Below are 14616 nucleotides of genomic sequence, written 5' to 3' on the forward strand. Positions count from 1 at the left end.
ATGAGTCGATTCTGGAGCCCCTTCGTCAAGGGTCTGGTGCCATACGTGCCGGGCGAGCAGCCCAAGCTGGCACGGTTGGTCAAGTTGAACACCAACGAAAACCCCTACGGCCCTTCGCCCAAGGCGCTGGAGGCCATGCGCGGCGAGCTCAACGATAACCTGCGGCTGTATCCGGACCCGAATGGTGACCGGCTTAAGCAGGCCGTGGCCGAATACTACGGTGTGACCACCGCGCAGGTGTTTGTCGGCAATGGCTCGGACGAGGTGCTGGCGCACATCTTCCACGGCCTGTTCCAGCACGATGCACCCCTGCTGTTCCCGGACATCAGCTACAGCTTCTATCCGGTCTACTGTGGGCTGTATGGCATCGCCTTCGAACAAGTAGCGCTGGACGAGCAGTTCCAGATCCGCATCGAAGACTACAACAAGCCCAATGCCGGCATCATTTTCCCCAACCCCAATGCACCCACCGGCTGCTTGATGCCGCTGCAGGCAGTGGAACAGTTGCTGCAGGCCAACCGTGATTCGGTGGTGGTGGTGGATGAAGCCTACATCGATTTCGGTGGCGAAACCGCCATCAGCCTGGTTGACCGCTATGACAACCTGCTGGTTACCCAGACCCTGTCGAAGTCGCGCTCGCTGGCTGGCTTGCGGGTAGGCCTGGCAGTGGGGCATCCGGACCTGATCGAGGCGCTGGAGCGGATCAAGAACAGCTTCAACTCGTACCCGCTGGACCGTGCGGCAATCGTCGGTGCGGCAGTGGCGTTCGAAGACCGCGCTTACTTCGAGGAAACCTGCCGCAAGGTGATCGACAGCCGCGAGCTGTTGGTAGCCCAGTTGCAGGCCAAGGGCTTTGAAGTGCTGCCATCGGCTGCCAACTTCATCTTTGCTCGCCACCCGCAACAGGATGCCGCCGAGCTGGCAGCGCGCCTGCGCGAGCAGGGTGTGATCGTGCGGCACTTCAAACAGGCGCGGATCGCCCAGTTCCTGCGCATTACCATCGGCACGCCAGAGATGAACCAGGCGCTGCTTGATGCGTTGAACTGACCGGCATCGCTTTCTGCTGTTACGTGGCCCTTTAGCGGTATAAGGCTGCTCCAGCAGAAAGCGCGTCCTGCTTAATAGCTGATCTCTTCTATGGCAAACGTCTTGGCCGCCGGCCTGTTGCGCACCGCCACCGGTGTGCCGTCCAGCACCAGCGCATAGTCGTTCTGCTGCCCCATGCCTTCAGGGTCGGTCCATTGCTCGGCCCTGGCTGCTACTTGGGCAACCACATGCCCATTCTTCAGTATCGTCAGGTAGCCATTGGCATCGCTGTTCCAGCGCAGTCGCCCTTTGTGCTCATCAGCCCGCGCCTTGCGCACGCCCGTATCACCGAGCAAGGGCGTGCCGTCCAATAGCCACTCCGGCTGCAACCTCAGGCCCATATGGCGTAACACAGTGGGCGCCACCGAGGTCTGCGCGGGAAGGCCGTACAGGTTGTCGGGCCCTGGCATTTCCGCGGGCACGCTCAGTTCGGTCAGTTCCTGATTCAGCGGTTTGTTGCTGGCGATGAAGATGCTTTTTTCCTGCTCCGAAGCGCTGCCGTGGCCTTTGCCCCAATAATCGCGACCGTGATCGGTGCTGACGATCACCAGCCAGTCTTCCTGCGGGAACATGTGACGTCGCTGGTCTACCTTGTCCAGCAGCCGACCGAGCTCGCTGTCAACCTTGCGCAATGCCTGTTGGTAACGCTCGCCGTACCCCTGGTTGTGGCCCACCTGGTCCGGCTCGTCCAGTTGAACGAAGGTGAAGTCTGCGGGCGTATCGGTGAGTATCTGCAAGGCGCGATCGATCACCTGTGCATCCGTCAAACCACTTTCGCGCACGTCGGCGCCGTGGGCGTCTTCCAGCAGGAACGCTGTGTTGATGGGGTGCCAGTTGACGATGCTGGAGAGGTAAGCGTTGGGCAAGGCCAGGCGCAACCGCTTGAAGAGGCTGGGAAATGCCGGGTTCACCCGCAGGGACTCGGCGTCCGAGTCGACGCCATGTTTGTTGCTCCAGACGCCTGTCAGCAGGGTGACCCAACCGGGGCCGCTCAAGGTGGGTTGCTCACTGGCTTTGCCGTTCACGCCCCCGGCGTAGGCCCTGCCATGGTACAGCCGTTGCGTCAGGTTCGTGGCGTCGCCCAGCTGCAGATATTCCTGCAGCTGCACGCCGTCCAGGCCGATGAACAATGCCTTTGGCCGGCTGGGTTGGCGGCTCGGCTCACAGCCAGGCAGCAGGGTCAGGAACAGCATTAGCAGCAGGCTTGCCAGTCGCATGTTGGTATCTTCCTGGGAGTACCCGGCGAGCGTTGCAATTCGCCTTCTCCTGCACAACTGGCAGAAATACCAGGCGGTTTGCGCTGTTAACCACTATCCAGTAACTTGAGCTAATTCGTCGGATGATTGGTTGAATGGCATGACTACAGAGTTGACCAAGCGTTCCTTGGTAGAGCTGGCGGTGGAGCGCATGCGCGAGCGAATCGTGTTGGGCCATTGGCAGGTCGGCCAGCGTCTGCCGACCGAACCGGAACTGGCCCAGCAGTTGGGGATCAGCCGTAATACCGTGCGTGAGGCCATGCGCGTGCTGGCTTTCAGTGGCCTGGTCGAAATCCGCCAAGGCGATGGCAGCTACCTGCGCACTGCCCAGGATCCGTTGCAGGCGGTGCAGGCAATGTCCCGCTGCACGGCTGAGCAGGCCCGGGAAACCCGGCATATCCTCGAAACCGAGGCCATTGCCCTGGCAGCGGTGCGGCGTACCGAAGCCGACCTGCAGGCGCTTCGCGATGCCCTTGCCGGCAGTGCCGGGCACTTTCACGGGGATGTCGATACCTATGTGGCCTGCGACCTGGTGTTCCACCAACGGTTGGTCGATGCCGCCCACAACCCGGCGTTAAGCGAGTTGTATCGCTACTTTTCCGGGGTGGTGGCTGCCGCGCTGCAACACAACATGGCCACCGTGCCACGCTGCCAGGCCACGTTCGACCTGCATGGGCAGATCCTCGACGCCATCGAGCAACGCGACGCGGAGCGGGCCAAGCGCCTGAGCCGTACCCTCATCGAATCCTGAACCCGAGAAGGCCATGGCTGAATCCATCACCCGCAACACCCCGCCGAACCCGCGGGACCTCGAAGAATTGCTGATCGACGCCGAGGCTGACGACGAGCAGGTTCAGCAGCAGCCCGCGCTGCCAAGGCGGCCCTGGTTGCTGCTGCTGGGCCTGGTGCTGGTGGCGCTTAACCTGCGCCCGGCGCTGTCGAGCATGGCGCCGGTGCTGGGCCAGGTCTCCGATGGCCTGGGGCTAAATGCCTCGCAAGCGGGCTTGCTGACCACCTTGCCGGTGCTCTGCCTGGGCTTGTTTGCACCGCTGGCGCCTGTGTTGGCGCGGCGCTTTGGCAGCGAGCGGGTGATTCTCGGCATCCTCCTGACGCTGGCGCTGGGTATTCTGGTGCGAAGCACCTTCGGCGCCATTGGGGTGTTTTTCGGCAGCCTGATGGCGGGTGCCAGCATCGGTATTATCGGTGTGCTATTACCCGGGATCGTCAAGCGCGACTTCCCGCAGCATGCGGGTACGTTAACCGGTGTGTACACCATGGCCTTGTGCCTGGGCGCGGCCATGGCGGCAGGTGCCACCGTGCCTTTGGCCCAGCATTTCGATGGCAGTTGGGCGCTGGGCCTGGGCTTCTGGGTACTGCCGGCCTTGCTGGCCATGCTGGTGTGGCTGCCCCAGGCGCGCCAGGGGCATGGCCTGCACAAGGTGGCTTATCGCGTGCGTGGCCTGTGGCGCGATCCGCTGGCCTGGCAGGTTACCCTGTACATGGGCTTGCAGTCGTCGCTGGCCTACATCGTCTTTGGCTGGTTGCCCTCGATCCTGATCGGCCGTGGCCTGAGCCCGACCGAGGCAGGGCTGGTGCTGTCGGGGTCGGTGATCGTGCAACTGATCAGCTCGCTCAGCGCGCCCTGGCTGGCCACCCGCGGCAATGACCAGCGCCTGGCGATCGTGCTGGTCATGCTGATCACCCTGGCGGGGTTGTTCGGATGCCTGTATGCGCCGCTTTCCGGACTGTGGGGGTGGGCGGTGGTGTTGGGCCTGGGGCAGGGCGGTACCTTCGCCTTGGCGCTGACCTTGATCGTGTTGCGCTCGAAGGACGCCCACGTTGCCGCGAACCTGTCGAGCATGGCCCAGGGCGTAGGTTACACGCTGGCGTCGATGGGGCCGTTTGCAGTGGGGTTGGTGCATGACCTGACCGGGGGATGGGCGGCGCTGGGCTGGATTTTTGCTGTGCTTGGGATAGGTGCCATTGTGTTTGGGCTGGGGGCTGGGCGGGCGCTGCATGTGCAGGTCAGCAGCGAAAAAGTCTGAGAAAGACGTTGCCTGTACCAGTTTGTTCGCGGTTGCATCGAAGCACCGAATCGCCGCGAACAGGCCGGCACTGGCGTAAGCCTGCGGTGCAGCTTATCGTGCTGCTTTCGACCCCAGGACGGACTATCCCCACATGAGCGACGCCAACCGCGACCTGATCACACGCTTCTACCAAGCCTTCCAGCGCCTGGATGCCGAGGCGATGATTGCCTGCTACAGCGACGATATCGTCTTCAGCGACCCGGTGTTCGGCACCCTGCGTGGCCGGGACGCTGGCGACATGTGGCGGATGCTCACCAGCCGAGCCAAGAACTTCACCCTGACCTACGACAGTGTCCGTGCCGATGAGCGTGGTGGGGGCGCGCACTGGGTGGCGACTTACCTGTTCAGCCAGACTGGCCGAGTGGTGGTCAATGACATTCAGGCGCGCTTTGTGATTCGCGATGGGCTGATCTGCCAGCACGACGACACTTTCGACCTGTGGCGCTGGTCGCGGCAGGCGTTGGGTGTGCCTGGCGTACTGCTAGGCTGGTCGCCAATGTTGCAGAACAAGGTACGCAAGCAAGCGTTCAACGGCCTGCGGGCGTACCAGCATGCTCAAGGCGCAGGTACGGCCTGATCCCCCTCGTGGTAACTGAACCGGGCATTTTCCTGCAGGTTGTCCGGTAGTCGAATGCGGATGACCGGAATGAAAGTGCCATTGGTGTTGTGCCAGTCCTGCTGGTCTGCCTGTGCCTGCTGCAATGCGCCATGCTCCCCTTCGATATGGAAGAAAGATTGAATCGGCAGCTTCTCGGCGTTTGCTTCATCCCAGGTGCCGATCACAATCTCGTTCCACGGGAATGGCATGTGCTGGGCATACAGCTGTTTGGCGCGTACGCTTTGATAGAAGGCGTCGGCCCGTTCCGGGACTCGGGCCCGCCGGACATCAAACGCACACTGGCGTTTGTAGTCACCGCTTTCGCTGAACCGGGCCATCCAGTCTTCGGCGGTGAGCACGCCTTGCTCGTGGCAGGCGGCTTCCACTTCAGCGGATTGCCGATTGTCGCCGCAGCCCCGTGTATCGCGCTCCCACGAGTCGCCGTCAGTTGGCCAGGCGCAGAGCATTTCATACCACAGCGAGCCCTTTGGGCGCTGCAACAGAGGGTACAGGGTGAAGCCGCTGCGGCCGTCGGCAGCCAACCGCGTTGTGGGAATATCGCTACGCAAGTACGAGAATGAAACGCCGCCCTTGTCCTTGCTGTTCTGGCTATGATGCCAGGTGTGGTAATGCGGCGAAGGCTTGGTTGATCTGAGCAGCACACCCGAACAGGCGTGGGCCGGTACGGCATTGCCCGCGCATTGCGCCGGGGTGGCGTTGTAGTTGTTCTGCATCTGTTCGGCGGTTCGTGCGCCAATCGAGGCCTGGGCGCTGAACGCAGCCGCAAGCAACACTGCACCCAGACCGGTGCGGGTATATGAGTCGAGCATGATGAAGCCCTCAATGAGTGGGCTCACCAAACTAATGATGGAAAGAGCAGGCGTCGTGAGTGAACAAGTTCCGGATCAGGCAATGAAACCCTGGTATGTCTACCTGGTTCGGGCGGCCAATGGCTCGTTGTACTGCGGTATCAGCGATGACCCGCAGCGGCGTTTCCTGGCGCATCAGAAGGGGCAAGGCGCCCGTTACTTCAAGACCAGCCCGGCGCAGGCGCTGGTCTATGTGGAGCAATGGCCGGACAAGGGCGAGGCATTGCGCCAGGAGCGGCTGGTAAAGCGGCTGCGCAAGTCGGCGAAGGAGGCGCTGGTGGCGTCTTATCTCATCGGCTCGGCTTGAGATGGCCTGGGCTACGAAGCAGCCCCGGTACTGATCAGTCTTTACGCCGCTTGAGCTGGTCCACCAGAGTGGTCGGCAGCCCTTTGATAATCAAAGTCCCTGCTTCTTCGTCATACTCCACCTTGTCCCCCAGCAAATGCGCCTCGAAGCTGATCGACAGCCCCTCGGCCCGCCCGGTGAAGCGGCGGAACTGGTTGAGGGTGCGCTTATCTGCCGGGATCTCTGGCGACAGCCCGTAGTCCTTGTTGCGAATGTGGTCGTAGAACGCCTTGGGCCGGTCCTCGTCAATCAGGCTGGACAGTTCTTCCAGCGTCACTGGCTCGCCCAGCTTGGTCTGGGTGGTGGCGTACTCGACCAAGGTCTGGGTTTTTTCGCGGGCCGATTCTTCCGGCAGGTCTTCGCTCTCGACGAAATCGCTGAAGGCCTTGAGCAGGGTGCGGGTTTCGCCCGGGCCGTCGACGCCTTCCTGGCAGCCGATGAAGTCGCGGAAGTAGTCCGAAACCTTCTTGCCATTTTTGCCTTTGATGAACGAAATGTACTGCTTGGAGTTCTGGTTGTTCTTCCACTCGGACAAGTTGATGCGCGCTGCCAGGTGCAGTTGGCCGAGGTCGAGGTGGCGGGAAGGGGTCACGTCGAGCTCGGCGTTCACCGCCACGCCTTCGCTGTGGTGCAGCAGGGCGATCGCCAGGTATTCGGTCATGCCTTGCTGGTAGTGGGCAAACAGGATGTGCCCCCCGGTGGACAGGTTGGACTCTTCCATCAGCTTCTGCAGATGTTCGACGGCCACCCGGCTAAAGGCCGTGAAGTCCTTTTCTTCATCCAGGTATTGCTTCAGCCAGCCACTCAGCGGGTAGGCGCCAGACTCGCCGTGGAAAAAGCCCCAGGCCTTGCCTTGTTTGGCGTTATAGCTGTCGTTGAGGTCGGCGAGCAGGTTTTCGATGGCGTCGGAAGCGGCCAGTTCGGAGTCGCGGGCATGCAGTACGGCGGGGCTGCCATCGGGCTTTTTGTCGATCAGGTGAACGATGCAATGACGGATTGGCATGGGATTCTCGGCGAGCTGCAAAAGTCGTCAAGTTTAACCCAGACATCAGGTGATGCAGTGGCCGGATGTTGGCAGAAATGCCGGTTGTTCGTTTTTTGTTCAATTTTGTGCGTTTTAGGCTGAAACCCCCGAAAAACCTGCATTAAATCGAAGTGCGCAGCGGATATTTATCCGTTCCTGTGGTAGCTTTGCGCGGTCTTGCGCCCCTTGTGTGGCGCATTGCTGGCAGCTTGCTGTCGGCGTGTCGAACCAAACGCCGATTTACGTATCTACATACGCGATTGGCGCGGCCCTCCATTTCAAGGGGCTGGCCCGATAACGTCGTAGTTCGCTGCATAACCATCGAATTTGATAGGGAAGGAACACCACCATGGCATTGACCAAAGACCAACTGATTGCCGACATCGCCGAATCGATCGCCGCGCCAAAAGCCACCGCCAAGAACGCTCTGGAGCAACTGGGCCAGATCGTTGCCGACCAGCTGGAAAACGGCGCTGAAATCACTCTGCCAGGCATCGGCAAGCTGAAAGTCTCCGAGCGTCCTGCCCGTACCGGCCGCAACCCTTCGACTGGCGCTGCCATCGAAATCGCTGCCAAGAAAGTCGTCAAGTTCGTTCCAGCCAAAGTGCTGACCGACGCCATCAACAAGTAATTGTTGAAGCTTTGACGAAACCGCGCCCGGCTTGCCCGGGCGCGGTTTTTTTATGCCTGTGATTTACGCTGGGCGTGCCAGGCCTGGCGCGTTGCGTCGTCGTGGAAGCTCCAGGCGACCATGCGGCTCTGCTTTTGGCCCTGGCCCATTTCGATGATGCGCACGGCCTTGGTGCCGGCTTTCTTCAGTGCGGCTTCGATCCCTGGCAGGTTGCTGGCCTTGGATACCAGGCTGGTGAACCACAGCACCTGCCCGGCGTACTGCACGCTTTCGCCGACCAGTTGGGTGACAAAGCGGATTTCGCCGCCCTCGCACCACAGTTCATTGTTCTGGCCACCAAAGTTCAGTACCGGGAGCTTGCGCTTGGGGTCCTGCTTGCCGAGGTTCTTCCACTTGCGCTGGCTACCGCGCGTAGCTTCGTCGCGTGAGGCATGGAAGGGCGGGTTGCACAGGGTGAGGTCGAAGCGTTCGTCCGCTTGCAGCAGGCCGCTGAGGATGCTCCCGCGGTTGGCCTGCTGGCGTAGGCTGATAGCCTTGCCGAGGTTGTTGGCCTGGACGATGGCCTTGGCCGAGGCCAGGGCTACCGGGTCGATGTCGGAGCCGAGGAAGCGCCAGCGGTAGTCGCTGTGGCCCAGCAGCGGGTAGATGCAGTTGGCGCCTACGCCGATGTCCAGCGCACGTACCTGAGCGCCTTTGGGGATTTCGCCCGCGTTGTCCGTGGCCAGCAGGTCGGCGGCTACGTGAATATAGTCGGCGCGGCCGGGAATGGGCGGGCACAGGTAGTCGGCGGGAATGTCCCAGTGCTGGATGCCGTACTGGGCCTTGAGCAGGGCACGGTTGAACACCCGCACGGCTTCAGGGTTGGCGAAGTCGATGCTGGGTTTGCCGTGGGGGTTGGTGATGGTGAAGCGTGCCAGGTCAGGGTGGGCCTTGATCAGGCTGGGGAAGTCGTAGCGGCCTTGGTGGCGGTTGCGCGGGTGCAGGGTGGGTTTGTTCGGGGTCATGGCAGTGTCCAGCCCTATACGAGCGGTGGTTTGAAGAACCTGGGGCGGCTGTGCAGCCCTTTTGCGACACAAGGCCGCTCCCACAGAAGGTTGGCGCCTTGAAGGTTGGCGCCGTCCTGTGGGAGCGGCCTTGTGTCGCGAAAGGGCCGTGCAGCCGCCCCAACGGTCTCGCTAGTGATTACAGCGCAGCAATCCGCGCATGCTGCTCGGTAAAGTTGGCCAAGGCCTGCTCGGACTCGGCCAGCTTCGCGCGTTCCTTCTCGATCACCGCCGGCGGGGCTTTGTCGACGAAGGCGGCGTTGGACAGCTTGCCACCCACGCGTGCCACTTCGCCCTGCAGGCGCTGGATTTCCTTGTTCAGGCGCGCCAGCTCGGCATCCTTGTCGATCAGCCCGGCCATTGGCACCAGTACTTGCAGGTCACCGACCAGGGCGGTAGCGGACAGTGGCGCTTCGTCGGCATCACCCAGCACGGTGAACGACTCGACCTTGGCCAGCTTCTTCAGCAGCGCTTCGTTTTCCTGCAGGCGACGCTGGTCGTCAGCGTTGGCGTTCTTCAGGAACAGCGGCAGCGGCTTGCCCGGGCCGATGTTCATCTCGGCGCGGATGTTGCGCAGGCCAACCATCAGCTCTTTCAGCCACTCGATGTCGCCTTCGGCAGCGCTATCGATGCGGCTCTCGTTAGCCACCGGCCACGGTTGCAGCATGATGGTCTTGCCTTCGATGCCCGCCAGCGGCGCAATGCGCTGCCAGATTTCTTCGGTGATGAACGGCATGAACGGGTGCGCCAGGCGCAGCGCCACTTCCAGCACGCGCACCAGGGTGCGGCGGGTACCACGCGCGCGCTCGACCGGGGCGTTTTCGTCCCACAGTACGGGCTTGGACAGTTCCAGGTACCAGTCGCAGTACTGGTTCCAGATGAACTCGTACAGTGCCTGGCTGGCCAGGTCGAAGCGGAACTGCTCGAGCTGGCGGGTCACTTCGGCCTCGGTGCGCTGCAGCTGCGAGATGATCCAGCGGTCCGCCAGCGACAGCTCGTAGGCTTCGCCGTTCTGGCCGCAGTCCTCGCCCTTGTCGAGCACGTAGCGGGCAGCGTTCCAGATCTTGTTGCAGAAGTTGCGATAGCCTTCGACTCGGCCCATGTCGAACTTGATGTCGCGGCCGGTCGAGGCCAGCGAGCAGAAGGTGAAGCGCAGGGCGTCGGTGCCGTAGCTGGCGATGCCTTCGGGGAACTCGGCCTTGGTCTGCTTGGCGATTTTCTCGGCCAGCTTGGGCTGCATCATGCCGCTGGTGCGCTTTTCCAGCAGGGCGTCGAGGGTAATGCCGTCGACGATGTCCAGCGGGTCCAGCACGTTACCCTTGGACTTGGACATCTTCTGGCCCTGGCCGTCACGCACCAGGCCGTGCACGTACACGGTCTTGAACGGTACCTGCGGGGTGCCGTCCTCGTTCTTGATCAGGTGCATGGTCAGCATGATCATGCGCGCAACCCAGAAGAAGATGATATCGAAGCCGGTCACCAGTACGTCGGTGGAGTGGAACTTCTTGAGGAATTCCGTCTGCTCCGGCCAGCCCAGGGTAGAGAAGGTCCACAGGCCCGAACTGAACCAGGTGTCGAGCACGTCGTCGTCCTGGCGCAGGACCACATCGGCCCCCAGATTGTGCTTGGCACGCACTTCTTCCTCGTTGCGGCCAACGTAGACCTGGCCGGCCTCGTCGTACCACGCCGGGATGCGGTGGCCCCACCAGAGCTGACGGCTGATGCACCAGTCCTGGATGTCACGCATCCACGAGAAGTACATGTTTTCGTACTGCTTGGGCACGAACTGGATGCGGCCGTCTTCCACGGCGGCGATGGCGGGTTCTGCCAGCGGCTTGGTGGATACGTACCACTGGTCGGTCAGCCACGGCTCGATCACGGTGCCCGAGCGGTCGCCTTTTGGCACTTTCAGGGCGTGGTCGTCGATGCTGACCAGCAGGCCCTGGGCGTCCAGGTCTGCGACGATCTGCTTGCGCGCAACAAAGCGGTCAAGGTTGGCGTACTGGGCCGGCAGCTGGGTGTCGATTTGCTCGTTGACGCTGCCGTCGAGGTTGAACGCCTGGGCGCTGGCCAGCACGAAGGCGTTCTTGTCGAAGATGTTCAGCAGCGGCAGGTTATGGCGCTTGCCGACTTCGTAGTCGTTGAAGTCGTGTGCAGGGGTGATCTTCACGCAACCGGTACCGAAAGCCGGGTCGCAGTAGTCGTCGGCGATGATCGGGATGCGGCGGCCGACCAGCGGCAGCTCGACGAACTTGCCGATGAGTGCCTGGTAGCGCTCGTCGTTCGGGTTGACCGCAACGGCGGCGTCGCCCAGCAGGGTTTCCGGACGGGTGGTGGCAACCACCAGGTAATCCTGGCCTTCGGCAGTCTTGGCACCGTCGGCCAGCGGGTAGCGCAGGTTCCACAGGTGGCCTTTCTCGTCGTGGTTTTCCACTTCGAGGTCGGAGATGGCCGTGTGCAGCTTGGTGTCCCAGTTGACCAGGCGCTTGCCGCGGTAGATCAGGCCGTCTTCATGCAGGCGCACAAAGGCTTCCTTGACCGCTTCGGACAGGCCGTCATCCATGGTGAAGCGCTCGCGGCTCCAGTCGACCGACGAGCCCAGACGGCGGATCTGGCGGCTGATGTTGCCACCGGACTGGTCCTTCCATTCCCAGACCTTTTCCAGGAACTTTTCGCGGCCCAGGTCGTGCCGGTTCTGGCCTTTGGCTTCAAGCTGGCGCTCGACCAGCATCTGCGTGGCGATACCTGCGTGGTCGGTGCCGGGCTGCCACAGGGTGTCGCGGCCTTGCATGCGGCGGAAACGGATCAGGGCATCCATGATCGCATTGTTGAACCCGTGGCCCATGTGCAGGCTGCCGGTTACGTTCGGCGGCGGGATCATGATGGTGTAGGACTCGCCTGCACCTTGTGGAGCGAAATAGTTCTCGGACTCCCAGGTGTTGTACCAGGAAGTTTCGATGGCGTGCGGCTGGTAGGTCTTATCCATGCGCGGCGGGACCCTGTGCATTTATTCGGGAAAGCCGGGAAGTATAACCAAGCTGGAGGCCGCAGGCGACACCGATGCCCGGCTCTACTCGGAACGCTTGATCAAACGCTCGATCCGCGCATCCAGCCGGCGCTTGATCTCGTTCTCGATATGCGGGGTGAAGTCGTTGATCACGTCCTGCATGATCATCTGGGCCGCCGCGCGCAGCTCGCTTTCCAGGTGCAACAGGGTGTCCTGGCGGCGGGTCTGGGGGTCTTCCTCGGGTTCGACAGCGGTGGGTTCGGCAACCGACGCGGGGTTGCCAGCAGGTTCTTCCAGCAGCAGCGGTATCTGCTCTACCGTTTCGGTCAGCAGCGGCGGTTGCAGGTCGGCGTCGCCCAGCAGCTGGCGGATCGACTCGAGGTCGTCGAGCAGATGGGCGGAATCGGGCAGGGGGGAGTGCTTGTCCATCGTCGTCAAAGTCGCTGTAAGCGGTGGTCTTGCAGAGCATAGCCCTGTTCACGGTAGAAACGGAATCGCTCACGTGCCGATTGGCGGATGCCGGGGTCCTCGACGACGATTTCCGCCACCCGCTCGAACTGGCCGACAAAGGCCGGCACACTGGCGCCCAGGTTGATCAGCAGGTCGCGATGGTCACCGGCGTTGTCAGCCAGGCCCAGGGCCACGCCGGCATCGGCATGCACCTCGGCCATGTCGTGAGGTACGAACGCTTCGCCCTTGAAGCGCCACAGGCGCTGATCCAGCTCGTCGCGCTGCTCGGCGTCCTGGCAGTGCAGATAAACCCGGTGGCCAAGGCGCCAGGCCTTCTCGCACAGCTTGCAGGCGAAATCGAGCCGCGCCGACAGCGAGTCGGTGGGCAGGATGTAGAAGTCGACTTTGCTCATGGTCGTTATCGCCGGCCGGCGGCGCGCCAGGCGCCACCGGTTTCACGGCATCAGGCGCCAGCGCGGTCCAGCAGGTACTGGGTCAGCAGGGGCACCGGGCGGCCAGTGGCGCCCTTGTCCTTGCCACCACTGACCCAGGCGGTGCCGGCGATGTCCATGTGCGCCCAGTTGTAGGCTTTGGCAAAGCGTGACAGGAAGCAGCCGGCGGTGATGGTGCCGGCTTTGGGCCCACCGATGTTGCCCATGTCGGCGAACGGGCTGTCCAGTTGCTCCTGGTACTCATCGAACAGCGGCAGCTGCCAGGCACGATCGTCGGCGCGCTTGCCGGCGTCGAGCAACTGGCCGACCAAGTCGTCGTTGTTGCCCATGAGGCCGGTGGTGTGGCTGCCCAGGGCGACAATGCAGGCGCCGGTCAGGGTGGCGATATCGATCACGGCCTGTGGCTTGAAACGCTCGGCGTAGGTCAGGGTGTCGCACAGCACCAGGCGGCCTTCGGCGTCGGTGTTGAGGATTTCCACGGTCTGCCCGCTCATGGTGGTGACGATGTCACCTGGGCGGGTAGCGCCGCCGCTTGGCATGTTCTCGGCGCAGGCCAGCAGGCAGACGAGGTTGATCGGCAGTTGCAGTTCCAGCACGGCGCGCAGGGTGCCCAGCACGCTGGCGGCACCACACATGTCGTACTTCATTTCGTCCATGCCGGCGCCAGGCTTGAGGCTGATGCCACCGGTGTCGAAGGTAATGCCTTTACCGACCAGCACGAATGGCTTGTCGGCCTTCTTGGCGCCCTGGTAGTTGAGCACGATCAGGCGTGGCGGCTGGTCGCTGCCCTGGCCCACGGCGTAGAACGCGCCCATGCCCAGGTCCTTGATCTTCTTCTCGTCCAGCACTTCAACCTTCAGCGCCTTGTGCGCTTTGCCCAGGTCCTTGGCCTGCTCGGCGAGGAAGCTAGGGTGGCACAGGTTTGGCGGCAGGTTGCCGAGGTCGCGGGTATAGGCCATGCCGGTGGCGATGGCTGTGGCGTGCCGGACTGCGCGCTCAACCTCGGCCAGCCCGGCCTTGTCGGCCAGTAGGGTGACCTTTTTCAGGGCGCGCGGCTCGGCTTTCTGGCTCTTGAAACGGTCGAACACGTATTCGCCGTCCTGCAGGGTTTCGGCCAGCAGGCGATACTTGCCGTAATGGGCGTCGCGGTTGCTGACAGCGATATCGTCCAGTGCCAGCACCGCATCTGCGCCGTTCAGGCCCTTGAGCACGCCAGCGACACTGGTGACCAGCTTGCGCCAGGCGCGGTCGCCCAGGGCTTCTTCCTTGCCGCTGCCCACCAGCAGCACACGCTCGGCCTTCAGGCCCGCAAGGTTGTGCAGCAGCAGGGTCTGGCCAGGCTTGCCGGCCAGGTCGCCGCGCTTGAGCACGGCGCTGATGGCGCCTGCGCTGGCCTCGTCGACCGCCTTGGCAACAGCGCCGAGTTTGCGGTTTTCACCTACCGGAATGACCAGGGTGGCGGTTTTTACAGATGCAGCAGCTACGCTTTTTACAACCAGTTCCATGTCAGGATCCCCGAATGATCGATACGAATGGCGCTGTGCGTTGCAGCGCTCTGGACGGGCCTGGCCGCGTCGTCGCGTGCCAGCGCAAAAGCAGCCAGTTTGAGCCTGCGGCAAGCATGCTGACAACCCCGTTGTGCAGCTTCATGCGCGGCCAAGTGACAGGGGCGGTCAATCACAGGATAATGCGCGCACTTTACATGGAGGTTCGCCTTTGGCGAACCGGCATTGGTCTTGGATGTACTAAGTCATTGTCTGGCGCCAT

At 62.5% G+C, this 14616-nt stretch carries 14 protein-coding genes; 6 read left to right on the forward strand and 8 right to left on the reverse strand.

What is annotated here, in order from left to right; all coding sequences use genetic code 11:
* Positions 1-1047, forward strand: a complete 1047-nt coding sequence (gene hisC, locus E8E68_RS00605; protein WP_266028451.1) for a histidinol-phosphate transaminase — start codon at positions 1-3, stop codon at positions 1045-1047.
* Positions 1048-1118: 71 nt separating this feature from the next.
* Here the strand turns inward: hisC and E8E68_RS00610 are convergent, their stop codons facing one another.
* The gene (locus E8E68_RS00610; RefSeq protein ID WP_280339133.1) at positions 1119-2303 is read right to left on the reverse strand and encodes an alkaline phosphatase family protein; all 1185 of its coding nucleotides are present in this window, start codon (positions 2301-2303) and stop codon (positions 1119-1121) included.
* A gap of 139 nt (positions 2304-2442) precedes the next feature.
* Between E8E68_RS00610 and E8E68_RS00615 the strand changes: the two genes are divergently transcribed.
* The 3 genes from E8E68_RS00615 (at position 2443) to E8E68_RS00625 (ending at position 5006) form a co-directional block, all read left to right on the forward strand.
* The gene (locus E8E68_RS00615) at positions 2443-3093 is read left to right on the forward strand and encodes a FadR/GntR family transcriptional regulator (protein ID WP_280339135.1); all 651 of its coding nucleotides are present in this window, start codon (positions 2443-2445) and stop codon (positions 3091-3093) included.
* Positions 3094-3106: 13 nt separating this feature from the next.
* Positions 3107-4387 carry a CynX/NimT family MFS transporter gene (locus tag E8E68_RS00620; protein WP_280339137.1) on the forward strand — a complete coding sequence of 427 codons (1281 nt, stop codon included), beginning with the start codon at positions 3107-3109 and terminating at the stop codon, positions 4385-4387.
* 133 nt (positions 4388-4520) lie between these two features.
* Positions 4521-5006, forward strand: a complete 486-nt coding sequence (locus E8E68_RS00625; protein WP_266028445.1) for a nuclear transport factor 2 family protein — start codon at positions 4521-4523, stop codon at positions 5004-5006.
* Here E8E68_RS00625 and E8E68_RS00630 read toward each other — a convergent pair.
* Positions 4985-5857, reverse strand: coding sequence for a hypothetical protein (locus E8E68_RS00630; RefSeq protein WP_266028444.1), 873 nt, complete (start codon positions 5855-5857; stop codon positions 4985-4987). The genes E8E68_RS00625 and E8E68_RS00630 overlap by 22 nt on opposite strands.
* Before the next feature lie 82 nt (positions 5858-5939).
* Here E8E68_RS00630 and E8E68_RS00635 point away from each other — a divergent pair, with 82 nt between their 5' ends.
* Positions 5940-6203 carry a GIY-YIG nuclease family protein gene (locus E8E68_RS00635; protein ID WP_256590634.1) on the forward strand — a complete coding sequence of 88 codons (264 nt, stop codon included), beginning with the start codon at positions 5940-5942 and terminating at the stop codon, positions 6201-6203.
* Between the two features lie 34 nt (positions 6204-6237).
* Here E8E68_RS00635 and yejK read toward each other — a convergent pair whose 3' ends face one another.
* Positions 6238-7245 carry a nucleoid-associated protein YejK gene (gene yejK / locus E8E68_RS00640; RefSeq protein WP_110745770.1) on the reverse strand — a complete coding sequence of 336 codons (1008 nt, stop codon included), beginning with the start codon at positions 7243-7245 and terminating at the stop codon, positions 6238-6240.
* Between the two features lie 370 nt (positions 7246-7615).
* Between yejK and E8E68_RS00645 the strand changes: the two genes are divergently transcribed.
* The gene (locus E8E68_RS00645; protein WP_003255106.1) at positions 7616-7897 is read left to right on the forward strand and encodes an HU family DNA-binding protein; all 282 of its coding nucleotides are present in this window, start codon (positions 7616-7618) and stop codon (positions 7895-7897) included.
* 50 nt (positions 7898-7947) lie between these two features.
* Here E8E68_RS00645 and rlmF read toward each other — a convergent pair whose 3' ends face one another.
* The 5 genes from rlmF to E8E68_RS00670 form a co-directional block, all read right to left on the reverse strand.
* Complete coding sequence (rlmF, locus tag E8E68_RS00650) at positions 7948-8901, reverse strand: 23S rRNA (adenine(1618)-N(6))-methyltransferase RlmF (protein WP_280339144.1); 954 nt, start codon at positions 8899-8901, stop codon at positions 7948-7950.
* 178 nt (positions 8902-9079) lie between these two features.
* On the reverse strand, positions 9080-11926 hold the full coding sequence (locus E8E68_RS00655) for a valine--tRNA ligase (protein WP_266028439.1): 2847 nt from the start codon (positions 11924-11926) through the stop codon (positions 9080-9082).
* 84 nt (positions 11927-12010) lie between these two features.
* Positions 12011-12376: a DNA polymerase III subunit chi gene (locus E8E68_RS00660; protein ID WP_266028438.1), complete on the reverse strand. Its 366-nt coding sequence runs from the start codon at positions 12374-12376 to the stop codon at positions 12011-12013.
* Positions 12377-12381: 5 nt separating this feature from the next.
* Positions 12382-12810, reverse strand: a complete 429-nt coding sequence (locus E8E68_RS00665) for a DNA polymerase III subunit chi (protein WP_266028437.1) — start codon at positions 12808-12810, stop codon at positions 12382-12384.
* Positions 12811-12860: 50 nt separating this feature from the next.
* Entirely contained in the window at positions 12861-14354 is a 1494-nt protein-coding gene (locus tag E8E68_RS00670; protein ID WP_110745765.1) for a leucyl aminopeptidase, read from the reverse strand.
* Positions 14355-14616: the final 262 nt, after the last annotated feature.

It is taken from the genome of Pseudomonas sp. BN607 (assembly GCF_029871175.1).
Taxonomy (GTDB): Bacteria; Pseudomonadota; Gammaproteobacteria; order Pseudomonadales; family Pseudomonadaceae; genus Aquipseudomonas.